Source organism: Streptomyces sp. TN58 (genome assembly GCF_001941845.1).
Classification (GTDB): Bacteria; Actinomycetota; Actinomycetes; order Streptomycetales; family Streptomycetaceae; genus Streptomyces.
In genome coordinates, this window is the sequence record NZ_CP018870.1 from 5,148,003 (window position 1) to 5,173,702 (window position 25,700).

21 protein-coding genes are annotated in these 25,700 nt (G+C 72.5%); 12 read left to right on the forward strand and 9 right to left on the reverse strand.

The window, feature by feature from the left end:
* Window positions 1–180: 180 nt before the first annotated feature.
* Both BSL84_RS23565 and BSL84_RS23570 read right to left on the reverse strand, forming a co-directional pair.
* Window positions 181–831: a GNAT family N-acetyltransferase gene (locus BSL84_RS23565; RefSeq protein WP_079273274.1), complete on the reverse strand. Its 651-nt coding sequence runs from the start codon at window positions 829–831 to the stop codon at window positions 181–183.
* Complete coding sequence (locus BSL84_RS23570; protein WP_079273275.1) at window positions 828–3,062, reverse strand: penicillin acylase family protein; 2,235 nt, start codon at window positions 3,060–3,062, stop codon at window positions 828–830. The genes BSL84_RS23565 and BSL84_RS23570 overlap by 4 nt, the downstream gene beginning before the upstream one ends.
* Before the next feature lie 48 nt (window positions 3,063–3,110).
* Here BSL84_RS23570 and BSL84_RS23575 point away from each other — a divergent pair, with 48 nt between their 5' ends.
* The gene (locus tag BSL84_RS23575; RefSeq protein ID WP_030028026.1) at window positions 3,111–3,845 is read left to right on the forward strand and encodes a siderophore-interacting protein; all 735 of its coding nucleotides are present in this window, start codon (window positions 3,111–3,113) and stop codon (window positions 3,843–3,845) included.
* Window positions 3,846–3,900: 55 nt separating this feature from the next.
* On the opposite strand, the gene BSL84_RS23580 is transcribed toward BSL84_RS23575, so the two are convergent.
* Together BSL84_RS23580 and BSL84_RS23585 are read right to left on the reverse strand one after the other, a co-directional pair.
* Window positions 3,901–4,401, reverse strand: a complete 501-nt coding sequence (locus BSL84_RS23580) for a DinB family protein (RefSeq protein ID WP_030028028.1) — start codon at window positions 4,399–4,401, stop codon at window positions 3,901–3,903.
* Window positions 4,402–4,552: 151 nt separating this feature from the next.
* Window positions 4,553–5,371: a GNAT family N-acetyltransferase gene (locus tag BSL84_RS23585; protein ID WP_075972205.1), complete on the reverse strand. Its 819-nt coding sequence runs from the start codon at window positions 5,369–5,371 to the stop codon at window positions 4,553–4,555.
* 61 nt (window positions 5,372–5,432) lie between these two features.
* Here BSL84_RS23585 and BSL84_RS23590 point away from each other — a divergent pair, with 61 nt between their 5' ends.
* The 4 genes from BSL84_RS23590 (at window position 5,433) to BSL84_RS23605 (ending at window position 9,628) form a co-directional block, all read left to right on the forward strand.
* The gene (locus BSL84_RS23590; RefSeq protein ID WP_075971066.1) at window positions 5,433–5,894 is read left to right on the forward strand and encodes a signal peptidase I; all 462 of its coding nucleotides are present in this window, start codon (window positions 5,433–5,435) and stop codon (window positions 5,892–5,894) included.
* 207 nt (window positions 5,895–6,101) lie between these two features.
* Complete coding sequence (locus BSL84_RS23595; RefSeq protein ID WP_075971067.1) at window positions 6,102–8,351, forward strand: MMPL family transporter; 2,250 nt, start codon at window positions 6,102–6,104, stop codon at window positions 8,349–8,351.
* 39 nt (window positions 8,352–8,390) lie between these two features.
* A complete protein-coding gene (locus BSL84_RS23600) occupies window positions 8,391–8,945 on the forward strand; it encodes a GNAT family N-acetyltransferase (protein ID WP_075971068.1) in 555 nt (184 codons plus the stop codon).
* A 92-nt stretch (window positions 8,946–9,037) separates the two neighbouring features.
* On the forward strand, window positions 9,038–9,628 hold the full coding sequence (locus BSL84_RS23605; protein ID WP_045320896.1) for a hypothetical protein: 591 nt from the start codon (window positions 9,038–9,040) through the stop codon (window positions 9,626–9,628).
* 47 nt (window positions 9,629–9,675) lie between these two features.
* On the opposite strand, the gene BSL84_RS23610 is transcribed toward BSL84_RS23605, so the two are convergent.
* The 3 genes from BSL84_RS23610 to BSL84_RS23620 form a co-directional block, all read right to left on the reverse strand.
* Window positions 9,676–9,897 (reverse strand): DUF6191 domain-containing protein, encoded by a 222-nt coding sequence (locus BSL84_RS23610; protein WP_045320915.1) that lies wholly within the window; start codon window positions 9,895–9,897, stop codon window positions 9,676–9,678.
* A gap of 38 nt (window positions 9,898–9,935) precedes the next feature.
* Entirely contained in the window at window positions 9,936–11,201 is a 1,266-nt protein-coding gene (locus BSL84_RS23615; protein ID WP_199838740.1) for a PQQ-dependent sugar dehydrogenase, read from the reverse strand.
* A gap of 112 nt (window positions 11,202–11,313) precedes the next feature.
* Entirely contained in the window at window positions 11,314–12,321 is a 1,008-nt protein-coding gene (locus BSL84_RS23620) for an aldo/keto reductase (protein ID WP_075971069.1), read from the reverse strand.
* A 72-nt stretch (window positions 12,322–12,393) separates the two neighbouring features.
* Here BSL84_RS23620 and BSL84_RS23625 point away from each other — a divergent pair, with 72 nt between their 5' ends.
* From BSL84_RS23625 to serA, 6 genes are all read left to right on the forward strand, one after another.
* Entirely contained in the window at window positions 12,394–13,341 is a 948-nt protein-coding gene (locus BSL84_RS23625; protein ID WP_045320916.1) for a 2-hydroxyacid dehydrogenase, read from the forward strand.
* A 350-nt stretch (window positions 13,342–13,691) separates the two neighbouring features.
* Window positions 13,692–16,514 (forward strand): putative bifunctional diguanylate cyclase/phosphodiesterase, encoded by a 2,823-nt coding sequence (locus BSL84_RS23630; RefSeq protein ID WP_107484927.1) that lies wholly within the window; start codon window positions 13,692–13,694, stop codon window positions 16,512–16,514.
* A gap of 204 nt (window positions 16,515–16,718) precedes the next feature.
* Complete coding sequence (locus BSL84_RS23635; RefSeq protein ID WP_030027473.1) at window positions 16,719–18,605, forward strand: acetolactate synthase large subunit; 1,887 nt, start codon at window positions 16,719–16,721, stop codon at window positions 18,603–18,605.
* A 32-nt stretch (window positions 18,606–18,637) separates the two neighbouring features.
* Entirely contained in the window at window positions 18,638–19,162 is a 525-nt protein-coding gene (ilvN, locus tag BSL84_RS23640) for an acetolactate synthase small subunit (RefSeq protein ID WP_030027475.1), read from the forward strand.
* A 189-nt stretch (window positions 19,163–19,351) separates the two neighbouring features.
* A complete protein-coding gene (ilvC, locus tag BSL84_RS23645; RefSeq protein WP_045320900.1) occupies window positions 19,352–20,353 on the forward strand; it encodes a ketol-acid reductoisomerase in 1,002 nt (333 codons plus the stop codon).
* Between the two features lie 318 nt (window positions 20,354–20,671).
* Complete coding sequence (gene serA / locus BSL84_RS23650) at window positions 20,672–22,261, forward strand: phosphoglycerate dehydrogenase (RefSeq protein ID WP_030027477.1); 1,590 nt, start codon at window positions 20,672–20,674, stop codon at window positions 22,259–22,261.
* A gap of 80 nt (window positions 22,262–22,341) precedes the next feature.
* Here serA and BSL84_RS23655 read toward each other — a convergent pair whose 3' ends face one another.
* The gene (locus tag BSL84_RS23655) at window positions 22,342–23,889 is read right to left on the reverse strand and encodes an MFS transporter (protein WP_075971071.1); all 1,548 of its coding nucleotides are present in this window, start codon (window positions 23,887–23,889) and stop codon (window positions 22,342–22,344) included.
* A 102-nt stretch (window positions 23,890–23,991) separates the two neighbouring features.
* Here BSL84_RS23655 and BSL84_RS23660 point away from each other — a divergent pair, with 102 nt between their 5' ends.
* A complete protein-coding gene (locus BSL84_RS23660; protein WP_030031179.1) occupies window positions 23,992–24,570 on the forward strand; it encodes a TetR/AcrR family transcriptional regulator in 579 nt (192 codons plus the stop codon).
* Between the two features lie 43 nt (window positions 24,571–24,613).
* Here BSL84_RS23660 and BSL84_RS23665 read toward each other — a convergent pair whose 3' ends face one another.
* Window positions 24,614–25,588, reverse strand: a complete 975-nt coding sequence (locus tag BSL84_RS23665) for an NAD(P)-dependent alcohol dehydrogenase (protein ID WP_075971072.1) — start codon at window positions 25,586–25,588, stop codon at window positions 24,614–24,616.
* Window positions 25,589–25,700 lie beyond the last annotated feature (112 nt).

Sequence of the window (25,700 nt, forward strand, 5' to 3'; positions counted from 1 at the left end):
CATCAGTCTTTCGTGGCCCGAATCACCCGGTCAATCGGAACGATCGGTTTGCCACGGCCGAAACTGGTGCCCTGGTGGCCGCCGCCGACGCGGAGGGGCGCGCGCCGGGCGCCCGGCCGACGGAACTGCCCACCGGGCAGCCTCCGTTCGCCGAGCGCCCGGCCGAACGGGCGGCGCTGGTCAGCGACTTCCCGCGGACGGCGCCGCCGGAGCGCCGAGGAAGGCGAGGCGGGCCGGCTTCGCCGGGAGGTAGATCTCCGGCAGGTCGATCTCGGGGAGCACGACCTCCGGGCCGAGCACGAACCCGGTGCGCTCCAGCCGTGCGATGGCCTTGGCGTTGCGGGCGTCCGGCTCGGCGACCAGGCGCCGCGCGGCCGGGTCGGAGAACACGAAGGAGAGGAAGGCCGTCAGCAGCGCCGCGCTGAAGCCGGGCCGCGGCGCGCCCTCGCCGGGGGCGATCAGCAGGTGCAGGCCTACATCGCCGGGCTGGACGTCGTAGCACTCGCTGACCCGGTCCGCCTCGCACTCGTACGTCTGGAACAGCCCGGCCGGCGCGCCCTCCAGGGCCACGATGAAGGCGTGGTGGGTGGTGCGGCGGTCGACGTCCTCGTAGATCTCCCGGACCAGTTCGCGACTGGCGCCGCCCATGCCCCAGAAGCGGGCCCGTTCCTGCGTGACCCAGCGGTGGATCAGCCCGGCGTCGGCGGCCGGGTCGACCGGGGTGACGGTGACGGTCCCGAAGCCCTCGGCGAAGTGGCTGTGGACCGGCTGCCTGGGCGAGGGGGACACGGGGGAGGACGACGCGGCGGAGGGGGACTTGGCGGAGGTCATATCGAATCCTTGGTGAGCCGGGCCCAGTCGGTGACGACGGGGACGAGTTCGCAGCGCGCCCACAGCAGGAGCTGATCGCGGTGGTGGGGGGCTCCCGTGACGCCGTCCGCGCCCAGCGGGACCGCCCAGAGGCTGTCCTCGCGGCGGGCCAGGTCCCAGACGTAGCGGGCGGCCGACGCGCGGGCGGTGAGGTCGGTGAAACCGGGCACGGAGGAGGTGGCGTTCACGCAGTCGTGGTCACCGCCGAGGCCGGGCCACTCCGGGGTGTCCGGGGTGGGAACCGCCTGCCAGGGGGCCAGGCGGTGGACTTGCGACCACGGGACGCCGGCGTCGGCGGAGCCCGCCGCGGCCGTCTCCTCCAGGGCGGCGCGGACATGCGCGGCGCGGTCCAGCTCCGGTACGAGGGAGGTGGTGAGCAGGCCTTCGAGCGCGTAGCCGATCTTGGGAAGCAGGTACAGCCACGGGTGGAACACCGCCGGCCCGGACGGCGCCCCCGCCAGGTCCGCGAAGACGGGGTCGGCGGCGAAACGCCGTACGGTCGCGGTCCGGAAGGCCGCGAAGACGGTGGCGTCGGTGCTCTCGGCCTCCATCCGCCGGTCCCAGGCCAGCAGCCGGGCACGCAGCTCCCGCGCGGCCGGCGTCAGGTCCTCGAAGCCGGGCAGCAGGGCGAGCAGCGGCTCGGCCGAGGCCAGATAGGTGTCCCGGTGTACGTCGGCCATCGCCTTGGGGGACCAGTCCGCGGAGCCGCTGAGCAGCTCGCGGATGCGGTCGGCGCGGTGCGGTGGCGCGAACTCCACGCCGAGCGGAGAGGCGATGCCGCGCGCGTTCGCCATCACGGCGAAGCCCTGCACCGGCTCGGCGGGCGTCGGCGCCCAGCCCTGCCAGGCGTGCCCCGGGTCCCACGCGGGTACGGGCCGCAGCCGGTTGGCGGGGTGGCGCAGCGGCACGGCGCCCGCCACGCGGTGCAGCAGGCCGCCCTGGGTGTCGGCGGCGTGCACGACGTTGACCGGCTCGGCCCAGCCGTCGAGGGCGCGGTCGATGTCGGCGACGGTACGGGCGCGCAGCAGGGCGGGCAGGGCGGCGAAGCCGAGGTCGCGCCGCACGCGGGGCGGGTAGCGCAGGGAGAGCGTCTGCGAGCCGCCGCCGGCGCCAGGCTCGGCGTCGCCCGGCTCCGCGCCCGGGTCGCCGTCCGCGTGGACGACCACCGGGCCGCGGGAGGTCTCCAGGACCTCCACCTCGACGTCGTCGCCGCCTGCCACGGCGATGGTCTCGGTGTGGCGTGCGACCGGCTCCCAGACGCCGTCCGGGCCGAGCGCCTCGACGGCGGTGCCGCGGCCCTCGCCCTCGCCTCCGCCCTCGACGCGGCGCAGCCGCTCGACGTACAGGTCCTGGTAGTCGGACATCGCGTTGGTGATGGCCCAGGCGGCGGAGCCGGTGTGCCCGAAGTGGGCGAGGCCGGGCACACCGGGGACGGCGAGGCCGAGGACGTCGTAGTCCGGGCAGGACAGGCGGATCTGCTGGTAGACGCCCGGGTCCTCGATGAACCGGTGCGGGTCGCCCGCGATGATCGCCGCCCCGGTGGCGGTGCGGTCGCCCGGCACCATCCAGCCGTTGCTGCCGGCGATGCGGGGGCCGTCGGTGGCGAAGAGGGTGAGCGCCTCGTCGCCGAGGGCGCGGGCCACCCGCTCGCGCCACAGCTTGGTCGGGAAGCCGGCGAACAGGATGTGCGTCGAGATCCAGATCGCCAGCGGTACCCACGGCTCCCAGGGCGAGGGCGCCAGGCCCGTGCGGGCGAAGCGCTCGTCGCGGGCGGCTCCGGAGGCCAGGCCGGTGTTGACGCCGTCGACGTAGGCGCGCACCCAGGCGGCGGTCGCGGGGTCGTCGGCCTCCATGGCCTCGTAGCAGAGGCGGGCGGTGTCGCCGAGGCGGCTCTGGCGGGCGAACCGGTCCCAGACGACGGAGTCCGGGCCGAGGAAGGAGGCGCTGGAGCCCTCGGCGCGGTGCCGTTCGACCTCCAGCTGCCAGGCGCGGTCGAAGGCCGTGACGCGGCCCTGGGCGTGGGCGAGCCCGAGCTCGTCCGCAGCGCGCAGGTGGGGGATGCCCCAGGGGTCGCGGAAGACGTCGTAGGATGCCGGGGTCTGCCCGTGGGGCCCGCCCTGGGCACCCGTGTTCGACTCCGGGTCGCTTCCGCTGCTCACACTGCTCACGCTGCTCTCTTCCCCGATGTGCATTTAGGTTAGGCTGCCCTAACTATAGAGGTGTCAGGGGAGGGTTCGAACATGGCGGTCGGCAAGGGTTGGGAAGGCGTGGTCCTCAAGCTCCTTCGGGGCAAGGACTTCACGTTCACGGTGACCGGGGCGGAGGACGTCACGGAGCACTACCGCCGGGTGTCCTTCACCGACGGCGGACTGCTGGCCGCGGTTGGGGCGTCGCTGCACCCCACGATGTGGGTGCGGGTCTGGTTCCAGAACGCCGGCCGGCCGCACCAGCGGGCGTACACCCTCGTCGACCCGGATCCGCAGACCGGCACCTTCTGCTTCGAGTTCGCGCTGCACGACGGCGTCGCCAGCGACTGGGCGCGCGGCGCCAAGCCGGGCGACACCATCGAGGCCACCGTCCAGGGCACCGGTTTCACCGCCCCGGCGCCTGCCCCGGAACGCCTGCTGGTCATCGGCGACCCCGCGTCCCTCCCGGCGGTCAACTCGCTGCTGGACGCCTTCCCCGCCACGCCCGCCACCATCTGGTTCGAGACCCAGCACGCCTCGGACGCGGAGCTGCCCGTACGCCTGGACGCCGACCGGCACGACATCCGCCGGGTGCGGCGGGACGGTACGTCCCTGGCCGACCGGGTCCGGGCAGAACTGCCGGAGCTGCTCGGCGACCCCGCGGCGGCATACGTCTGGCTGGCCTGCGACACGGCGACCACGCGCGAGCTGACGGCCTACCTGCGCAAGGACCTCGGCCTGCCGAAGCAGAGGGTGAACGGCCTGGGCTACTGGCGGGCGGACGTCTGAGGCCTGTTCCGTAATTCCCGGCGGACCAGCGCCCGCCGGGATCACGGGACGGTCCTCAGGCGCCGGTCGCCCCGTCGATCGCCTCTCGCAGGAGGTCGGCGTGGCCGTTGTGCCGCGCGTACTCGTGGATGAGGTGCAGCATGACCAGGCGCAGCGAGGCCTCCTCCTTCCAACTCGGCACGTACGCCGTCACCTCCAGGGACTCGGCCGCGGCCTCGATGCGGCGGGCGTGCGCGACCTCCTCCTGCCACGCGGTGAAGGCCTCGGCGCGGGTGCACCCGGAGGCGTCGTAGGCGGCCTGGAAGTCGTGGGTGTCGGACCACAGGTGCGGAAGCTCCTCGCCGCCCAGGACCCGCCGGAACCAGTGCCGCTCGACCTCGCCCATGTGCCGGACCAGGCCCAGCAGCGACAGGGTGGACGGAGGCATCGAGGCGCGGCGCAACTGCTCGTCGTCGAGGCCCTCGCACTTCCAGGCGAGAGTGGCGCGGTGGTAGTCGAGGAAGATCCGTAGCGTCTCGCGCTCATCGCCGGTGAGGGGCGGGCTGATGCGTTCCATGCAGATGATCATGCCGCGCCGCCTCCTCCCGCGGGAACCCCCAGGCCGTGGCCGGATCCGACGGAGCCAGGACCGGGTGGACCAGGATCGGGTGGACCATGACCGGGTGGAGCCTCGCGTCATCCGTGAGACGCGGTCAACGGCCTACGTCCTACGGCCGGGCCCGCGTCGACTCCGCCGGCCGCGTCCAGACATACGGCACCGTCACCCCCGCCACCCCGAAGCCCAGCCGCTCCAGGATCGGACGGCTGTCCTCGGATGCGTCCACCTGGAGGTAGGGGATGCCGAGCTCCGCCGCGACACGGGCCCGGTGCGCGACCAGCGCACGGTAGATGCCCCGGCCGCGCCACTGCGGGAGCGTGCCGCCGCCCCACAGGCCGGCGAAGGCCGTGCCCGGCCGCATCTCCATCCGGGCCGCGCTCACCGGGACGCCGCCCGCCATCGCGACGACCGCGGCGATGGTCTCCGGCTCGTCGCGAAGCCGTCCCAGCAGCGCCTCCCGGATGCGGGGCCGCTCCGTACCGAATGCCCCCGCGTGGACCCGCATCATCAGGTCGACGCCGGCCTCGTCCGTCACCACACGCAGGGCGACGCCCTCCGGCGGCTCCACCGGAAGCCGCGCGAGGTCGGCCGTCCGCCCCACCATCAGCGTCTCCGGCGGATCCGGTACGAAGCCCGCCGCCCGCAGCCGGTCCCCGAGGTCCGCCGGCCGGTCGTGGCGGTACAGCTTCCACTCGAAGTCCGGGCAGCCGTGCTCCGCGAAGAACGCCACCTGCGCCGCGATCTGCCCGTCCGCCGTCCCCTCGTCGAGATCGGACCAGAGGACGCCGTTCCATCCGAGGCCGGGCGCGCTCTGCCGGACGACCCCTCCCACCCGCTCCACGCGGGCGTCCGCGCCGTCCGGGCGCGCGCCCTCGCGCACCTCGGCGTCGTACCGGGCGCGCACCTTCAGCAGCTCATCGGGATCCATCGTCATCGGGCCAGCTCACCAGGGTGCGGGCGGCCCGCACAACTGCATTAGCCTCACCCCCGTGAACGACGACCTCACCATCTACACCGGCAAGGCCGCCCCCGACGCCGCCGCCGACCGCGGCTGGCTCCTCGGCCACTTCAAGGACCCGGCCGATCCCCGTCACAGCGAGGACGTGGAGATCAAATGGGGTGTCCACCCGAAGGGCGACGAACGGGAGCGCTGGGCCACCGCCGAGAGGCGCACCGCGCTGCTGGTCCTGATCAGCGGACGCTTCCGGCTGGAGTTCCCGGGCCGGACCGTCGTCCTCGCCGAGCAGGGCGACTACGTGCTCTGGGGCCGCGGCGTCGACCACTCCTGGTACGCGGAGGAGGACGCCGTCGTCCTCACCGTCCGCTGGCCCTCGATCCCCGGCTACCGGGTGGACGAGCCCGAAGACCGGGCCGGCGCCCACTCCGCCACCTCGGCGGCGCCCGTCGGGAGCGCCGTCGCAAGCCCCATCGGGAGCACCGCCGGGACCTGAGTTCCCGAACGCCTCCCCGGCCTGCTGTGATGATGCACACGAAACGGGCCAACGATCACGAAACGCTGGGATCGTGGAGGTCGCAGACCATCTGGGCCGAACCTGGGGCGATCCCCCGGGCCTTCGGCCGGGCCTTCACGAGTTCACGCGTTCTTTGCGACGGGCTGTCTCCCGCTAAAGATCCGAACCCACCAGGGAGCACGTCCGTTGGCAGTCCTCGCGCGGTGGTGCATGCGCCACCGCCTCCTCGCCGTCCTGATCTGGCTGCTCGCCCTCGGTGGGACCGCCTCGGCCGCGGTGACCGCCGGAGCTGCGTTCTCCAGTGACTACGAGGTCCCCGGCACCGAGTCCGGCAAGGCCGACGACCTCCTGCGCGAAGGCTTCCACGGACAGGGCGGCGACACCGACACCATCGTCTGGCGGGCCCCGGACCACCAGAGCGCGCGCACCCCGGACATCGAGCAGCGCATGACACGGGCGCTCGACACCGTCGCCGCCCTGCCCGGCGTCGGATCGGTCGCCGGGCCCTACGGACCCGGCCCCGAGAGCGCCGCTCGGATCAGCCCCGACGGGCGCACCGCCTACGCCGTGGTGACCTTCGACCGGCCGGCCGACTCCGTGCCCAAGGCCCAGGCGAAGGCGGTCGTCGAGGCCGCGAAGAACCCCGCCACCGAGGCCGGCGGACTCCAGGTCGAACTGGGCGGCCGCGCCATCCAGCTCACCGAAGCACCCACCGCGCACCTCGCCGAGGTCATCGGCGTGGCCGTCGCCGCGCTCGTCCTCTTCCTCGCCTTCGGCTCCCTCGCGGCGAGCCTGCTGCCCATCGCGACCGCCCTCGTCAGCGTGGGCACCGCCTACTTCGGCATCACCCTGCTCGGGCATGCGATGCCGGTCGCCGACTTCGCCCCCATGCTCGGAACCCTGATCGGCCTGGGCGTCGGCATCGACTACGCGCTGTTCATCGTCACCCGCCACCGCAAGGGCCTGATGCGCGGCCTGCCCGTGGAGGAGGCCGCCGCCGGGGCGGTCGCCACCACCGGCCGGGCCGTCGTCTTCGCGGGCCTCACCGTCTGCATCGCGCTGCTCGGCATGCTGGTGCTGCGGCTGAACTTCCTCAACGGCGTCGCCATCGCCGCCTGTGTGACCGTCGTCCTGACCGTCGCAGCCTCCGTCACCCTGCTGCCCGCCCTCCTCTCCTCCATCGGCCTGCGGGCTCTCTCCCGCCGCGAGCGCCGCAGGCTCGCCGCCGAGGGCCCGCAGCCCGAGCGGACCTCCGGCTTCGCCGCCCGCTGGTCCGCCTTCGTCGAGCGCCACCCCAAGCTGCTCGGCGCCGTCGCCACCGCTGTCATGGTCGTGCTGGCCCTGCCCACCCTCTCCCTCCACCTGGGCACCTCCGACCAGGGCAACAACCCCGCCACCTACACCACCAGGCAGGCCTACGACCTGCTCGCGGAGGGCTTCGGGCCCGGCGCGAACGGCCCGCTCGCCGTCGTCGCCCGCCTGGACGGCGCCGGGGACCGGCTCGCCGTGGACCAGCTGGCGCAGGCCCTGCGGACGACGCCGGGCGTCGCCTCCACCGGCCCCGCCGTCCTCAACCACAGCGGCGACACGGCCGTCCTGACCGTCGTACCGGACTCCGCCCCGCAGTCCCGGGCCACCAGCGACCTCGTCGACAGGCTCCGCGAGGACGTCATCCCGCGCGCCGGCCAGGGCAACTCCATGCAGGTCCACGTCGGCGGCGTGACGGCCGCCTACGACGACTTCGCCGAGGTCGTCGTCGGGAAACTGCCGCTCTTCGTCGCGGTGGTCGTCGCCCTCGGCTGCGCGCTCCTGCTGCTGGCCTTCCGGTCCATCGGCATCCCGCTGAAGGCGGCGGCCATGAACGTCGCCGCCGTCGCCTCCTCCTTCGGCGTCGTGGTCGCGATCTTCCAGTGGGGCTGGGGCAGCGAACGGCTGGGCCTGGGCAGCGCCGGCCCGATCGAACCCTTCCTGCCCGTCATCATGGTGTCCGTGCTCTTCGGGCTGTCGATGGACTACCAGGTCTTCCTCGTCAGCCGCATGTACGAGGAGTGGCTGGAGACCGGCGACAACCGGCGGGCCGTGCGGGTCGGGCTCGCCGAGACCAGCCGGGTCATCAACTCCGCCGCCGTCATCATGATCTCCGTCTTCCTCGCCTTCGTCCTCAGCGGCGACCGGATCATCGCGATGTTCGGCATCGCGCTCGCCGCGGCCGTGGCCCTCGACGCCTTCGTCCTGCGCACCCTCCTCGTCCCCGCCCTGATGCACCTGCTCGGCGGCGCCAACTGGTGGCTTCCCGCATGGCTCGACCGCAGGCTCCCCAGGATCAGCATCGAACCCCCCGAACGCCGCCCGCATGCGAAACTTCCGGCACAGCAGTCCGGCGCGGCCCCCGCCACGAGCGAGGACGGTGCCGAACCCGCCACAGCCTCCCGGTGATCCGGCCGACCGCCGCCCGAGACCCAAGGAAGAAGCCGCATGTTCTCGATAGACCTCGCCGAAGGCGCCCAGCTGTTCCCGCTGGAAGTCCGGCACGCCGAGGAGTTCTTCGCGCACATCGAACGCGGACGCGAGTTCATCGGCCAGTACGTGCGATTCCCGGACCGGTCCCCGGACGTCGACTCCGCCCGGGCCTTCCTCGCCGAGTACGCGGTGAAGGCCGGTGAGGACGGCGCCCGCTTCTTCGGCATCCGCCTCGACGGCACCCTCGTGGGCGGCGTCCTCTTCCCCAGCTTCGACGCCGACAGCGGCAACTGTGAGATCGGCTGCTGGCTGGAGCCCGCCGCGGCCGGCCGCGGCCTGGTGACCAAGGCCTGCCGCGTCCTGATCGACTACGCGTTCGGCGAGCGCGGCATGCACCGCGTCGAGTGGCATGCCGACACCGGCAACAAGAAGAGCCTCGCCGTCGCCGAACGCCTCGGCATGACCCGCGAGGGCGTCATGCGGGAGAACTACCTCCACCGCGGCGTCCGCCGGGACACCGAGGCCTGGTCGATCCTCGCCCACGAGTGGGCCGCCGCCCGCACCTCCTGAGACAGGCCGTCCGGGCCCCGCCCCCGGGGCCCGGAACAGCCGGGTCCCGGATCCTCAGAGAACTCTCAGACGCTGCCCCTACGGTGCGCCGCATGGACACCACGAAGCCCCCCGCCCCGAACGCCGCCCAGGCGGACACCACCCCGGTCGACCTCGCGAAGACCGAAGCCACCCAGGACACCGCGGCCGAGGCCCGGGCCGAGACCGCCGACCTCGACGCCGCGGCGGACGCGGACCTTGGCGCCGACGACTTCACCGAGGACCTGGCCGACGAGGAGCAGCAGCCGAGCCACGTCGGCTCCGCGGCCTTCGCGATCGTCTCCGCCGGCCTCTCCGTCGTCGCCCTCAGCGGGAGCTGGGTCGCCGGCATCGTGTCCGAGCGAGCGAGCGTCGCCGCCCGTCTGGAACTGAGCCAGGCCGCCGGCGCCGACGCGCAGATCGCCGCCCAGTTCGTCGACCCGTGGCACACGACCGCCATGGTGAACGGCGTCTTCTCCGCCCTCGCCCTGATCATCGCGACCTTCGTGCTGGCCCTCCCCGCCTTCAGCACTCCCGAACGCATCCTCCCCACCTGGGTCCGGTCGGTCTCCTGGGCGGGCATCGGCCTCGGTGCCCTCGGCGTACTCCTCTTCGTCCTCATGTACTTCGACCTTCTCCTGGCCATCCCGAAGGCAGCCTCCTGAGCAGTGCCCAGCCGCGGCCGGCAGCACCCGCCACCCGGGCTCGCCGGCTACGGCTCTTCGCCCCGCCCGTCCCGCCGGCGCCCCTCCGGTAGGCGCCCGTCCGCGAGCTCCTCGTCCAGGCGTATGAGCACCCGGCCGGAGTCGAGGTCTATGGGGCCCCGTCCCGGATCGGCGTCACCCACGTCGGTCCGGGACAGCTCCAGCCGCTTCTGCTCGTCGTCCGTGTGCTTGCGTCCCGGGTTGAACAGTTCCTCGATCATGTTGAACACCGTGCCCACGCACCCTCCGCCCCGTCCGGGGCCGCCGGTCATCGCACCGTCAGTGTCAGGATCCTGTCGTCGCCCGCCTCCGGCGACCCGCGCCCGTCCGTCTCACTCGTGACCAGCAGCAGCCGGTCACCCCCGAGAGCGATCACCGTCCGCAGCCGCCCGTACTCGTCCTGAAGGAAGGCCTCGGGCTCGGCCGCCGGCTGCGTCCCGGCCAAGGGGATCCGCCACAGCCGCTGCCCCTTCAGCCCGGCCATCCACACCGACCCCTCCGCCCAGGCGATCCCGCTCGGTGAGGCCTCGTCGGTCCGCCACACGGCCACCGGATCCCGCAGTCCGGGCTTGCCCGCCTTCCCCTCGGCCTCAGGCCAGCCGTAGTTCGCGCCGGGCTCGATCAGGTTCAGCTCGTCCCAGGTGTTCTGGCCGAACTCCGCCGCCCACAGGCGCTTGTCCTTGTCCCAAGCGAGGCCCTGCACATTGCGGTGTCCATAGGAGTAGACGACGGAATCGGCTTCCGGATTGCCGTGCACCGGATCCCCGTCCGGAGTCATCCGCAGGATCTTGCCGCCGAGCGACTTCCGGTCCTGCGCGAGCCCGGTGACACCCGTCTCGCCCGTCCCGGCATACAGCATCCTGTCCGGCCCGAAGGCGATCCGCCCGCCGTTGTGGATCAGCCCCTTGGGTATACCCCGGAACACGGTGTCCGGCGCCCCCAGTTGCTGCCCGGAGGGTCTGTTCTCGTCATAGCGAAGCCGAGCGATCCGGTTGTCCGACGCGGTCGTGAAGTAGACGTACACCAGCCGGTCCGAGGCGAAGTCCGGCGACAGCGCGAGGCCCAGCAGCCCGCCCTCACCTCCCGGATCCACGCCCGGAACCTCACCGATCCGCGTCACCGCACCCGACCCCGCCGCGACCCGGCTGATCGTCCCCTTGTCGCGGGAGGCGACCAGCAGGTCACCTCCCGGAAGGGGGGCCACGCCCCAGGGCGACTCCAGACCCTTGGCCGCCTCACCGGTGACCGTCACCGCCCCCTTCGCGGGAGGCCCCGACGCGGACGGCGAAGCGGACCCGCTCCCCGAAGGGCCCGGTGACCCGGCCCCCGCCGCCGTCGCACCCGGTGGGGAACCGCCCCGCCCGGGGTCCGGACCGCCCTGCGGGGAGCAGCCCGCCACCAGCAGCGCACCGCACCCGGCCAGCGCGACCGCCGCCAGCACACCCCGGCGCCGCGCGCCCGGGCCTGAAGATCTCTGCCCCTGAGGCTCCGGCCCCTCGCACCCCGCCTGCCCGCCAGAACTTCCGTACCGCATCGCCCTGCTCCCTTCCGGTCCCGACGATCCTGCCCTTCACCCGTCTCAACAGCCGGGGCAGTTCTCGAAGTTCCACCACTCGTACACCCGATCGAGTGGTTGTGGGTGGCGGTCAGTCCCAGGCTCCCACGTCGACCGGAAGCCCCGCGATCTCGGCCAGGTCCGCGGCCGTGAGCCGCAGCCGCGCCGCCCCGGCGTTCTCCACCGCCCAGTGCGCCCGGTCCGCGCCGGGCACCGGCACCACCTGCGGCCCCTGGGCCAGCACCCAGGCCAGGGCCACCTGAGCGACCGTGACCTCGGGGCCGTACCGCCGCGCCACCCGCCGCAGCCCTGCCACCAGCACCTGGTTCGAAGCCATCGCCTCCGCCGTGAACCGCGGGTGCCGGGCCCGGACGTCCTGCGGCTCGAAGCCCTCGCCCGGTGTGAGCGTCCCCGTCAGGAACCCGCTGCCCAGCGGCATCGCGGCCAGGAATCCCACCCCGCGCGCGGCACACCACGGCAGCAGCTGCCACGCCGCCTCCGGCGACCACACCGACAGCTCCGCCTGCACCGCGCTCACCGGAAAGACCTGCTGCAGCCGCTCCAGGTGCCGCAGCGTCGTCCGGTACCCGCGGTCACCGCGCCGCCCCGCACCCGGGCCTGCCCCCGCACCCAGCGCGCAGAAGCCGAGCGCCCGCACCTTGCCCGCGCCCACGAGCTCCGCCATGGCACCCCAGGTCTCCTCCACCGGAACCTCGGGGTCCACCCGGTGCAGCTGGTAGAGGTCTATGACATCGGTGCGCAGCCGCCGCAGCGAGGCGTCGCACGCCCGCCGCAGGTAGCCGGGGCGGCCGTCGGCCACCACGTGCTGGTCGCCCGCCCGCAGTCCCACCTTGGCCGAGACGAACGCGTCGGACCGCCGCTCCCGCAGCACCCGCCCGAGCAGCAGCTCGTTGGTGAACGGCCCGTACACGTCGGCCGTGTCCAGCAGGTTCGACCCCAGGTCCAGAGCGGCGTGCACGGCGGCCAGCGACTCGTGCCCCCGCCGTCGCGAAGGCGTGTACGCCCAGCTCATCGGCATACAGCCGAGACCGACGGCGCCCACGCTCAGCGCCCCCGCCCCGATCGACCTGCGCTCCACCCCTGCGTCCCCCTCCGCTCCGGCCACCAAACTAGCGGCTTGATCAAGACGGCTTGGCATAGCCTCGTGATCATGACTGCTGCGCCCCGGGACGTCTGGCTCCCCTTCCCCGCCGAAGAGGTCGCCGGCCTCCCCGACTCCTTCCGGTACCGCCAGTGGGACGGAGAGGACGCCTTCCCTGCCGATCCGGCCGACTGCGTCTTCTACGTGGCCCCCTACATGAAGGCCGCCGAGGTCACCGTGCGCCCGCTCGCCGCGATGCCCGCCGTCCGGGTCGTCCAGACCCTGACCGCCGGCATCGACGACGTGCTGGGCCGACTGGGAGACCTGCGTCCCGGAGTGCGCCTGTGCAACGCAGCCGGGGTCCACACGGCCAGCACCGCCGAACTGGCCCTCGCCCTGACCCTCGCCTCCCTGCGCGGCATCCCCGGCATGGTCCGCGGACAGGACCGCGAGGACTGGCGCTCCGGCTTCTACGACGCCCTCGCCGACAAGTCAGTTCTGATCATCGGCTACGGATCCATCGGCTCGGCGGTCGAGGACCGCCTGGCGCCCTTCGAGTGCGCGCGGATCGAACGCGTCGCGCGCTCGGCGCGGGCCGCGGCACGCGGGCCGGTGCACGCCATCGCCGACCTGCCCGGGCTCCTGCCGCAGGCCGACGTGGTCATCCTCGTGACGCCCCTGACCGACGCAACCCGGGGACTGGCGGGCGCCGGGTTCCTCGGCCGGATGAAGGACGGGGCCCTGCTCGTGAACGTCTCGCGGGGCCCGGTCGTCGACACCGGGGCCCTGCTGGCGGAGGTGGAGTCGGGCCGGCTGCGTGCCGCCCTCGACGTCACCGACCCCGAACCGCTGCCCGCGGGCCACCCGCTCTGGCACGCCCCCAACGTCCTGGTCACGCCTCACGTCGGCGGCAGCAGCTCCGCGTTCGAGCCCCGCGCCAAGCGCCTGGTGGCCCGCCAACTCACCCGCTTCGCCGCCGGGGAGCCCGTGGAGCACACGGTACTGATCACCGACTAGCCTCCGAACCCTGTACGCTCCGCAGTCGTCCGTGCGCGATCGGTTGCGACACCTCCCCGCTCGGTAACAGAGCGTAGAGCAACTATGTCCCTGAGTGACGAAAGTGGTGTATCGTCCGGAAGAAGGGGCTGCGCCGGGAACGTCTGGCGCTGGGGAGTGATCGGACACTTTGGGGGGCGACGGGCGATGCACGGCCAATGGACGAAGGACCCGACGCGGCACAGCCGCCGCAGGCGGCGCGGCCGGGACTGGGCCGCGCCGGAACCAGCCGGCGAGGGGGACCGGTGAACACCCCCGGGACGGCGCTCCTGGACCGCCCCTCCGTCTCGGGCGGAGGCAGGGGTCTGGCGATGCAGCTGATCCTCGCGGTCGTCAGCGGGGGGTACGCCGTCGGCGCCGCCCTCAACTGGGGGTCCGAGGAAGTGGCCGAGATCATGGGCGACTTCGGGCTCAGCGCCGCCGGCCTGCTCGCCGCCGTCTCCTGCTACACCTACGCCCGCACGATCGACAGCCGGGAGCGCCCCGCCTGGCTGCTCTTCGCCTTCTCCTCCCTCATGGGCGCCTGCGGCAACGCCGTCTGGGGCTGGTACGAGGTGATCCTCGGCGAATCCGTACCGAAGCCCTCGCTCGCCGACTTCGCCTTCCTCTGCTTCGCCCCGCCCGCCATCGTGGGCCTTCTCGTCCTCGCCAAACGCCCGGTCACCCGCGCCGGCTGGGTGTGCCTCGGCCTCGACTCCTGGCTCATCGGCGGCTCCCTGCTGACCCTGTCCTGGAGCCTGGCCCTGGCCCAGGCGGCCAAGACCGCCCAGTCCGGCGCCCCCGGCAGCGTCCCGCGCGCCGCGCTCTCCCTCGCCTACCCCCTGCTGGACATCGCGCTCGTCTCGATGGTCCTGGTGCTGCACTTCCGGCGGAGCGAGACCAACCGCTCCGCCGTCAACACCGCCATCGCGGCGCTGGCGCTGACCGTCCTCAGCGACGCCCTGTTCACCTCGCCTCTCCTGAGCGCCGAGTACCAGTCCGGCCAGCTGCTGGACGCCGGCTGGTTCGCCGGCTCGCTGCTGCTCGCGTACGCCCCCTGGGGCGCCCGGCGCATCCACCACGGGCCGGTGCCGCCGGGGCACCCGCGCAGGGACCGGCCGCACAGCCGGCCGATCACCGGATCCCTGCCCGCCCTCACGCCGTACCTGGCGGCCGCCGTGTGCACCCTCGGCATCCTCTACAACGTCGTGGACGGCCGGAAGGTGGACAGGATGGTCGTGTTCACCGGCTGCACCGTCGTGCTCGCCCTCGTGATCCGGCAGGGCATCATGCTCCTCGACAACATCGCCCTGACCCAGGAACTGGCCCAGAAGGAGAACCACTTCCGCTCCCTCGTCCAGGGCTCCAGCGACGTCATCATGATCGCCGCACCCACCGGGACCCTGCGCTACGTCAGCCCGGCCGCCGCCGGGGTGTACGGCCGCGAGGCCGAGGAGCTGGTCGGCACCGAGCTGGCCACCCTGATCCACCCCGACGACCTCGGCCGCGTGGTCCACGAGGTACGCCGCTTCCTCGCCGCACCGCCGGCCGAGGAGCCCACCACCCGCATCGAATGCCGCTTCAGGTCGGGCGGCGGCGAGTGGCTGAACGTGGAGTCCACCGTCAACCGCCACCAGGGCGGACTCATCCTCAACAGCAGGGACGTCACCGAGCGTGTCCGGCTCCAGGCCCAGCTCCAGCACAGTGCCGAACACGACCCGCTGACCGACCTGCCCAACCGGGCGCTGTTCACCCGGCGTGTGCGCCAGGCCCTGGCGGGGCGCCGCGCGGGCGACCACAGCACCGCCGTGCTCTTCATCGACCTCGACGGCTTCAAGGCGGTCAACGACACCATCGGCCACCAGGCCGGCGACGAACTGCTCATCGAGGCCGCGCGCCGGCTCCATGATTCCGTCCGCGCCGGGGACACCGCCGCCCGGCTCGGCGGCGACGAGTTCGCCGCGCTGATCCTGGGCGACGGCGGCCGCGACCGCAGCGCCCGCGAGTACCAGGTCCGCGAGATCGCCGACCGGCTGCGCACCAGGCTCTCCCAGCCGTACCGGATCGGCGGTAGCGAGGTACGGGTGGCCGCCAGCATCGGCGTGGCCTTCGCCGACCCCGGCATCACTCCCTCGGACCTGATGCGCAACGCCGACCTGGCGATGTACCGGGCCAAGGCGGGCGGCAAGGACCGCGTCGAGACCTACGCCCCGCAGATGCAGGCCGAGGTGGTCCGCAAGGCCGAGCTGGCGGGCCGGCTGCGCACCGCGCTGCACGAGGGCGAGTTCGCCCTGCTGCACCAGCCCGTGGTCTCGCTGGCCACCGGCGAGATCGCGGCCGTCGCCGCCCAGGCCCGGTGGCGTTCGGCCCAGGGGATCCTCTTCACACCGGCGGAGTTCCTCCGGGTGGCCGAGTACAGCGAGGGCTCGGCGGGCGGCGGCTCCGGCGCCGGCCCGGACGCCTCGCGCACCGCCGAGCTGGGCCGCTGGCTGCTGGAGGAGGCCGTCGAGCAGGCCGCCGACCGGCACCGGGCCGGGCACGACGTACCCGTGGCCGTGCGGATGACCGCCCAGCGGCTCCTGGACAACGCCATGCCGCTCGGCACGGTGGAAGCGTTGCTGACCCGGCACGGCCTGCGCTCCGGGGCCCTGGTGCTGGAGCTCGCGGTCTCGGACCCCCGAGTCCCCTTCGACGACCTGGAGCGCCGCCTGGCGGCCCTGCACCGGCTCGGAGTGGGAATCGCCCTGGACGGCTTCGGCAGCGGCTACGCCGCCATCAGCGCCCTGCGCCGCCTGCCCGTGGACATGCTCAAGCTGGACCGGGGCCTGGTGGAGGGAGTGGTCGAGTCCGCCCGCCTGCACAAGATCACAGCCGGGCTCTTGCGGATCGCAAACGACCTCGGCATGCGGTCCGTGGCCGACGGGGTGGACCTGCCCGAGCAGGTGGCCGCGCTGCGCGCGATGGGGTGCACGCACGGCCAGGGGGCGGCCTTTTCCGGCCCCCTCGACGAGTACAGGCTGCGCCGTGCGCTGGTGCGCGGTACGTTCCCAGTACCGGGCGGAGCGGCCCAGCCGGCACTGGCGGGAGGCTCCTCCGGGGGTTCGATGGTCATCCGTAGAGGCTCACATAATGAGACGCCCGTCCCACCTACTTGACATCACCCTCCCGCCGGAGGGAGGGTCAGTGCCATGCGCACCCGAATTCTCGTACTTGGAAAGCGCGTCGGCTGAAGCTGGGGCCTGCATGTCCCCGCTCAACACACCCGACGCGCTCCCCTCGCTTGCCTCCTGGCACGAGGGGTTTTTTGTTGCACTGGCACAGAGTCGAATCCGCGTAAAACCCTCAGCTTCGAGAAGAGAATGCCGATGACCGAGCAGGCCACCGGGGCCCACCATCCGCAGCCGCGGCCCCGTTCCGGCGGACAGCAGTCCGCCGCAGTTGAGCACGTCACGGGTGCGCAGTCCCTCATCCGCTCTCTCGAAGAGGTGGGGTGCGACACCGTCTTCGGGATTCCGGGAGGCGCCATCCTCCCCGCGTACGACCCGATGATGGACTCCAAGAAGGTCCGTCACATCCTGGTCCGCCACGAGCAGGGGGCCGGCCACGCCGCCACCGGCTACGCCCAGGCCACCGGCAAGGTCGGCGTCTGTATGGCCACGTCCGGCCCGGGCGCCACCAACCTGGTCACCCCGATCGCCGACGCGCACATGGACTCCGTCCCGCTCGTCGCGATCACCGGCCAGGTCTCCTCCAAGGCGATCGGCACCGACGCCTTCCAGGAGGCGGACATCGTCGGCATCACCATGCCGATCACCAAGCACAACTTCCTGGTCACCAGGGCCGAGGACATCCCGAAGACGATCGCCGAGGCGTTCCACATCGCCGCCACCGGCCGCCCGGGACCGGTCCTCGTCGACATCGCCAAGGACGCCCTCCAGGCGAAGACCACCTTCTCGTGGCCGCCCTCCCAGGACCTCCCCGGCTACCGGCCGGTCACCAAGCCGCACGCCAAGCAGATCCGCGAGGCCGCCAAGCTCATCTGCCAGGCCAAGCGCCCGGTGCTGTACGTCGGCGGCGGCGTCATGAAGTCCGGCGCCACCGCCGAGCTGAAGGTCCTGGCGGAGCTGACCGGCCTCCCGGTCTGCACGACCCTGATGGCGCTGGGCTCCTTCCCCGACAGCCACCCCCTGCACGTCGGCATGCCCGGCATGCACGGCAGCGTCACCGGCGTCACCGCGCTGCAGAAGTCGGACCTGCTGATCGCGCTGGGCACCCGCTTCGACGACCGCGTCACCGGCAAGCTGGACAGCTTCGCCCCCTACGCCAAGATCATCCACGCGGACATCGACCCGGCCGAGATCGGCAAGAACCGCGCCGTCGACGTCCCGATCGTCGGCGACGCCCGCGAGGTCATCGCCGACCTGATCCAGGCCGTCCAGGCCGAGCACACCGAAGGCGGCGCCGGCGACTACACCGCCTGGTGGAACGACCTCAACCGCTGGCGTGAGACGTACCCGCTGGGCTACGACCTGCCCGCGGACGGCAGCCTCTCGCCGCAGCAGGTCATCGAGCGCATCGGCGCGCTCGCGCCGAAGGGCACGGTCTTCGCGGCCGGTGTCGGCCAGCACCAGATGTGGGCCTCGCACTTCGTCAAGTACGAGGAGCCCCGCACCTGGCTGAACTCCGGCGGCGCCGGGACCATGGGCTACGCGGTCCCCGCCGCGATGGGCGCCAAGGTCGGCATGCCCGAGCGCACCGTCTGGGCGATCGACGGCGACGGCTGCTTCCAGATGACCAATCAGGAACTGGTCACCTGCGCCCTGAACAACATCCCGATCAAGGTCGCCATCATCAACAACGGCGCCCTGGGCATGGTCCGCCAGTGGCAGACGCTGTTCTACAACCAGCGGTACTCCAACACCGTCCTGCACGCCGACGAGACCGGACACGACACCGTCGGCTCCCAGCTCGGCGAGTCCACCGCGCCCCGCAAGGGCACGCGCGTCCCGGACTTCGTCAAGCTGTCGGAGGCCATGGGCTGCGTGGCGCTGCGCTGCGAGGACCCGGCCGACCTGGACAAGGTCATCGCCGAGGCCAACGCCATCAACGACCGCACCGTCGTCATCGACTTCATCGTCCACGAGGACGCCATGGTGTGGCCGATGGTCGCCGCCGGCACCTCCAACGACGAGGTCATGGCAGCGCGGGGCGTCCGCCCCGACTTCGGCGACAACGAAGACGACTGAGCCGAGAGAGCCTGAGAGAGAGAACGCCTCACATGTCCAAGCACACGCTCTCCGTCCTGGTCGAGAACACGCCCGGCATCCTCGCCCGGATCGCCGCCCTGTTCTCCCGCCGCGGGTTCAACATCGACTCCCTCGCGGTCGGCGTCACCGAGCACCCCGACATCTCCCGCATCACCATCGTCGTCAACGTCGAGGACCTCCCGCTGGAGCAGGTGACCAAGCAGCTGAACAAGCTGGTCAACGTGCTCAAGATCGTCGAGCTGGAGCCGCACAACGCCATCGAGCGCGAACTCGTCCTGGTGAAGGTCCGCGCCGACAACGAGACCCGCTCGCAGATCGTCGAGATCGTCCAGCTCTTCCGCGCCAAGACCGTCGACGTCTCCCCGGAGGCCGTCACCATCGAGGCGACCGGCGGTTCCGACAAGCTCGGCGCCATGCTCAAGATGCTGGAGCCCTTCGGCATCAAGGAGCTCGTGCAGTCCGGCACGATCGCCATAGGGCGCGGCGGACGGTCCATCACGGACCGCAGCCTGCGCGCGCTCGACCGCAGCGCCTGATCCGGACGGCCGGACCGGCCGGGGCACAACAGCCGCCCGGCTCCGGCCCCGGGGCCCCGCCCCCATGTCGCGAACGCGGGTCCAGGGCCCCGGCAGACACGCTCGGCCCGCATAGCGAGACCGACAGACTCAGATTCCGTTCCCCGCCGTACGGTGGGAGCAACACCAGCGCACCAAGGAGATATCCCAGTGGCCGAGCTGTTCTACGAGAACGACGCCGACCTGTCCATCATCCAGGGCCGCAAGGTCGCGGTCATCGGTTACGGCAGCCAGGGCCACGCCCACGCGCTGTCGCTCCGTGACTCCGGCGTCGACGTCGTCGTCGGCCTGAAGGAGGGCTCGAAGTCCAAGGCCAAGGCCGAGGAGCAGGGCCTGAAGGTCGTCCCCGTGGCCGAGGCCGCCGAGTGGGCGAACGTCATCATGATCCTCACCCCGGACCCGCTGCAGGCCGAGATCTACGAGGAGTCCGTCAAGGACCACCTCAAGGAGGGCGACGCGCTCTTCTTCGGCCACGGCTTCAACGTCCGCTACGGCTTCATCAAGCCCCCCACCAACGTGGACGTCGCCCTGGTCGCCCCGAAGGGCCCGGGCCACCTGGTCCGCCGCCAGTACGAGGAGGGCCGCGGCGTCCCGTGCATCGCCGCCGTCGAGCAGGACGCCACCGGCAAGGCCTTCGACCTGGCGCTCTCCTACGCGGCCGGCATCGGCGGCACCCGCGCCGGCGTCATCAAGACCACCTTCACCGAGGAGACCGAGACCGACCTGTTCGGTGAGCAGGCCGTCCTCTGCGGTGGTGCGTCCGCGCTGGTCAAGGCCGGTTTCGAGACCCTGACCGAGGCGGGCTACCAGCCGGAGATCGCCTACTTCGAGTGCCTGCACGAGCTGAAGCTCATCGTCGACCTCATGTACGAGGGCGGCCTGGAGAAGATGCGCTGGTCGGTCTCCGAGACCGCCGAGTGGGGCGACTACATCACCGGCCCGCGCGTCATCACCGACGCCACCAAGGCCGAGATGAAGAAGGTCCTGGAGGAGATCCAGAGCGGCAAGTTCGCCGAGGAGTGGATGGCCGAGTACAAGGCCGGTCTGCCCAAGTACAACGAGTACAAGAAGGCCGACTCGGAGCACCTGCTGGAGACCACCGGCAAGAAGCTGCGCAAGCTGATGAGCTGGGTCGACAACGACGAGAGCTGATCTCGCGGCGGTGGGGCCGGGACGGGTAATCCCGGCCCCACCGCGCATCACCGGGCGGTACGGCACATGCCGCACCGGTGGCCGGAGCGCCGGGAACGGGCCCTCGGGGCGTCGCGGCGGTCACGGCTTGTCCAACCCGGCCAACCACGGAAGAGTGATCCTTCCGGACAGGCGGAAAACCGGCCCGTCCGCGCCACTACACTGCTCAACACATACGCGTCAGGCCCACAGTGTCGTGCGTCTTCCACGCGGCTACCCCCTCCACCGCCTGCGGCCGTCGGGACGGCCGTCCGCACTGGACTTGTGAGGATGACCCACGTGAGCTCGAAACCTGTCGTACTCATCGCCGAAGAGCTGTCGCCCGCCACCGTCGAGGCGCTCGGCCCGGACTTCGAGATCCGCCACTGCAACGGCGCCGACCGCGCCGAACTGCTCCCCGCGATCGTCGACGTCGACGCGATCCTGGTCCGCTCGGCCACCAAGGTCGACGCCGAGGCCATCGCCGCGGCGAAGAAGCTCAAGGTCGTCGCCCGCGCCGGCGTCGGTCTGGACAACGTCGACGTCTCCGCCGCCACCAAGGCCGGCGTGATGGTCGTCAACGCCCCGACCTCGAACATCGTGACCGCGGCCGAACTCGCCTGCGGCCTGCTCGTCGCCACCGCCCGCAACATCCCGCAGGCCAACACCGCCCTGAAGAACGGCGAGTGGAAGCGGAACAAGTACACGGGTGTCGAGCTCAGCGAGAAGACCCTCGGCGTCGTCGGCCTCGGCCGCATCGGCGTCCTGGTCGCCCAGCGCATGTCGGCCTTCGGGATGAAGATCGTCGCGTACGACCCCTACGTCCAGCCCGCGCGCGCCGCCCAGATGGGCGTCAAGATGCTGACGCTGGACGAGCTCCTGGAGGTCGCCGACTTCATCACCGTGCACCTGCCCAAGACCCCGGAGACCCTCGGCCTCATCGGTGACGAGGCTCTGCACAAGGTCAAGCCGTCCGTCCGCATCGTCAACGCCGCGCGCGGCGGCATCGTCGACGAGGCCGCCCTGTACACGGCCCTCAAGGAGGGCCGCGTCGCCGGCGCCGGCCTCGACGTGTACGCGAAGGAGCCCTGCACGGACTCCCCGCTCTTCGAGCTCGACCAGGTCGTCTGCACCCCGCACCTCGGCGCGTCCACGGACGAGGCCCAGGAGAAGGCCGGTGTCTCCGTCGCCAAGTCGGTGCGCCTCGCCCTCGCCGGTGAGCTCGTACCGGACGCGGTCAACGTCCAGGGCGGCGTCATCGCCGAGGACGTCCGTCCGGGCCTGCCGCTCGCCGAGAAGCTCGGCCGCATCTTCACCGCCCTCGCGGGCGAGGTCGCGGTCCGCCTCGACGTCGAGGTCTGCGGCGAGATCACCCAGCACGACGTCAAGGTCCTCGAACTCTCCGCGCTCAAGGGTGTCTTCGAGGACGTCGTCGACGAGACGGTCTCCTACGTCAACGCCCCGCTGTTCGCGCAGGAGCGCGGTGTCGAGGTGCGCCTGACCACCAGCTCGGAGTCCCCGGACCACCGCAACGTGGTGACCGTCCGCGGCACCCTGTCGGACGGCCAGGAGGTGTCGGTCTCCGGCACGCTCGCGGGCCCGAAGCACCTTCAGAAGATCGTCGGCATCGGAGAGTACGACGTGGACCTGGCGCTCGCCGACTACATGGTCGTGCTGCGCTACACCGACCGCCCCGGCGTGGTCGGCACCGTCGGCCGCGTCCTCGGCGAGGGCGGCCTGAACATCGCGGGCATGCAGGTCGCCCGCGCGGAGGAGCACGGCGAGGCCCTGGCGGTCCTCACCGTCGACGCCGAGGTGCCGGCGGGTGTCCTCGCGGACATCGCCGCCGAGATCGGCGCGGTCTCGGCGCGCACCGTCAGCCTCGCCTGACGCCGCCACGGCAGTGGAACGCGGAAGGGCCCGGGGGAGACCCCGGGCCCTTCCGCGTTCCACCGGCCACGCCGCGCCGGTCAGTTGTACGCCGCCTCGTGCTTGCGCGCCGCGGCGTCCGGGGCGCGGGTGCCGGTGCCGGTGCCGGTGCCCCGCAGCAGGGCCGCGGCGAGCACGGCCGCCACGAGCAGCAGGGCCGTACCGCCCCAGGCCGCGTACCGCATCCCGTGGACGAAGGCCTCGCGGGCCAGGGCCAGGACCTCTTCGCCGGCCGGCCCGCCGATCCGGTGGGCGGTGGCGACGGCGCCGCCCAGGGTCGCCCGGGCGGCGGGCTCGGCGTCCGCGAGGTCACCGCGGTAGACCGCGGTGCCCAGGCTGCCGAGGACCGCCATGCCCAGGGCGCCGCCGAACTCCGTACCGGTCTCCAGCAGGGAGGCGGCGGAACCGGCCTTCTCGGCGGGGGCCGCGCCCAGGGCCATGTCGGAGACCAGGGACATCACGGTGACGACGCCCGAGGCCAGGACGCCCGAGCCGGCCAGGATCAGCCACAGCGAGTCGGTGTCCACGAGGCCGATCAGCGTGAATCCGGCAGCGGCGAGGACGAACCCGCCGGCGACGACGTGGGCGCGGTCCGTCTTGCGGGCCAGGGCCGCGGAGGCCGGAGCCGCCGCGCCGATGACGACGGAGGGGGCGAGGCTCCACAGGGCGGCTTCCAGGGTGCCCATGCCGAGCACCGACTGGAGGTACTGGGTGGTGAAGTAGGCCGAGCCGAGCATGGCGAAGGCGGCGATGGTGTTCAGGGCGACGCCGGCGCCGAAGCCGCGGCCCCGGAACAGCGAGCGGCTGACCATGGCGTCGTCACGGCCGCGCTGGCGGCGGACGAAGACGTGGCCGAGGAGCAGTCCGACGGCGAGGCACCCCAGGTAGCGGGGCTCGACGCCCTCGGCGGCGATCTCCTTGAGGCCGTACACGACCGGCAGCACGGCGGCCATGGACAGCGGGACCGACAGCAGGTCGAAGCGGCCGGGGGCGGGATCCTTGAACTCCGGGACCAAGGCCGGGACGAGGGCCAGCAGGAGCAGCATCGCGGGCACGTTGACCAGGAAGACGGAGCCCCACCAGAAGTGGTTCAGCATCACGCCGCTCAGCACGGAGCCGAGGGCGACGCCGCCGGTCATGGCCCCGGACCAGAGGGCGATGGCCTTGCCGCGCTGCCTGTCGTCCCGGAAGAGGTTGCGGACGAGGGCGAGCGTGGACGGCATCAGGGTCGCACCGCCGACGCCGAGCAGGAAGCGGGCCGCGATGAGCATCTCGGCGCTGGTGGCGTACGCGGCGGCGGCCGAGGCGAGGCCGAAGGCGCCCGCGCCGATCAGCAGCAGCCTGCGGCGGCCGATCCGGTCCCCGAGCGAACCCATCGTGATCAGCAGGCCGGAGAGGGCGAAGGCGTAGCTGTCGAAGATCCAGAGCTGCTGGGTGGCGGTCGGGTCCAGCTGTGCGGTGATCGCCGGGATGGCGAAGTAGAGGACCGAGACGTCCATGGAGACCAGGAGCAGGGGCAGCAACAGGACGGTGAAGGCGGTCCACTCGCGGCGGCCGGCGAGTCGCGCTGTGGCGGCGGGGTTCGTCATGCCAGGAAACATACACATGTATTACACGATCGTCTATGACGCTTGTATGGAACGATCGTCTCGCACTGCCGTCTAGGACGGTCGTCTTGCTACGGTGGCGCCATGGGACATCGTGAAGACCTGCTCGAAGGCGCCAAGAAGTGCCTGGTGGAGAAGGGGTTCGTCCGCACCACCGCCCGCGACATCGTCAGTGCCTCGGGGACGAACCTGGCCTCCATCGGCTACCACTACGGCTCCAAGGACGCCCTGCTCACGGAGGCCTTCACCGGCCTGATCGAGGAGTGGGGGGCGGTGTTCCAGGGAGGCCTGGACGGTGAGGGCGGGTCGCTGGAGCGCTTCCGCGCGCTCTGGGAGGGCGTCCTCGCGCAGCACGAGAAGTCCGCGCCGGTCTGGGCGGCCAGCCTGGAAGTGGCCCTGAGCCGGGACCAGCGGCCCGAGCTGCGGGCGATGCTCGCGGCCTCCCAGGCCGAGGGGCGGCGCGGGCTGATCTCGATGCTGACGGGAACCCCTGAGGACCAGCTCGAAGAGCGAGACGTGCGGACCCTGGGCTCCTTCTACCAGGCGCTGCTCAACGGCCTGATGATCCAGTGGCTCTTCGACCCGGAGTCGGCCGCCACGGCCGAGGAGTTCACCGAGGGCATGCGCCGGGCCGCCGAGGCCATGACCGGCCCGCGGCAGTAGCCCCGGCCGGCCGGCGATCGGCGCGGCGCAGGGCCCCGGCCGGCTACAGCGTGATGACCACCTTGGCCCGCGCGTGCTCCACCTCCACGTACCTGATCGCCTCGGGCACCTCGTGCAGGGGGTAGGCCCGGTCCACGGCCGGGGCCACGCGGCCGGACTCGATGAGCTCGCGCAGTGCCGCCAGGTTCCGGTGGTCCGGCGCCGCCGTGAGGACGAGCAGCCGGTGGCGGACGAAGGGGGACAGCGCCGCGCCCTTCAGCAGCAGGGCCATCGGCCCCATCAGGCTGCCCCCTTCGGACACACCGCCGCCGGAGAGCACCAGCGTGCCCCCGGGCGTCAGGGCGCGGCGGCAGTCGGTGAGCGACCGGTTGCCCACCAGGTCGAGGACGAGGTCGTGGCGCCGGCCGGCCCGGGCGAAGTCGTCGCGGGAGTGGTCGACGACATGGTCGGCGCCCAGCGAGCGCACCAGCTCCGTGTTCCGCGGACCGCAAACGCCGGTCACCTCGGCCCCGAACGCCTTGGCGATCTGAACGGCGAAGGTCCCCACCCCGCCTGACGCACCGTTGACCAGGACCCGCTGTCCCGGCCGCACGCGCCCCAGGTCGCGCACCCCCATGAGGGCGGTGTTCCCGGCCAGCGGAACCGCGGCCGCCTGCTCGAAGGTCAGGTTCGCGGGCATCGGCCCGACCGCGCCGGCCGGGGCGCAAACGAACTCGGCGAAGGCCCCGTCGGCCTCGCCGAACACCTCGTCCCCCGGGCGCAGCCGGGTCACGTTCCTGCCCACCGCCTCCACCCGGCCCGCGAAGTCGGTTCCCCGGATGCGCGCCTTCGGGCCGCGCAGGCCCAGCACCGGCCGCGCCAGGTACGGGTCGCCCCGCATGAGGTGCCAGTCGCGCGCGTTGACCGCGGCCGCGCGGACCCGTACGAGCACCTCCCCGTCGCCGGCCGAGGGCCGCTCGACCTCCCTCAACTCCAGTACGTCCGGGGAGCCGTACCGGTCCTGGACGATCGCCTTCATCGGAGCCTCCGTGGCGCACCGGCCGGTGCGGAAAGGATCCGCGGGCGGGGCGGCCGGCGCTGTTCGCGACGGTAGGGGCCGGGCGCCGCCGGGGCATCGGGGACAGCCCTGA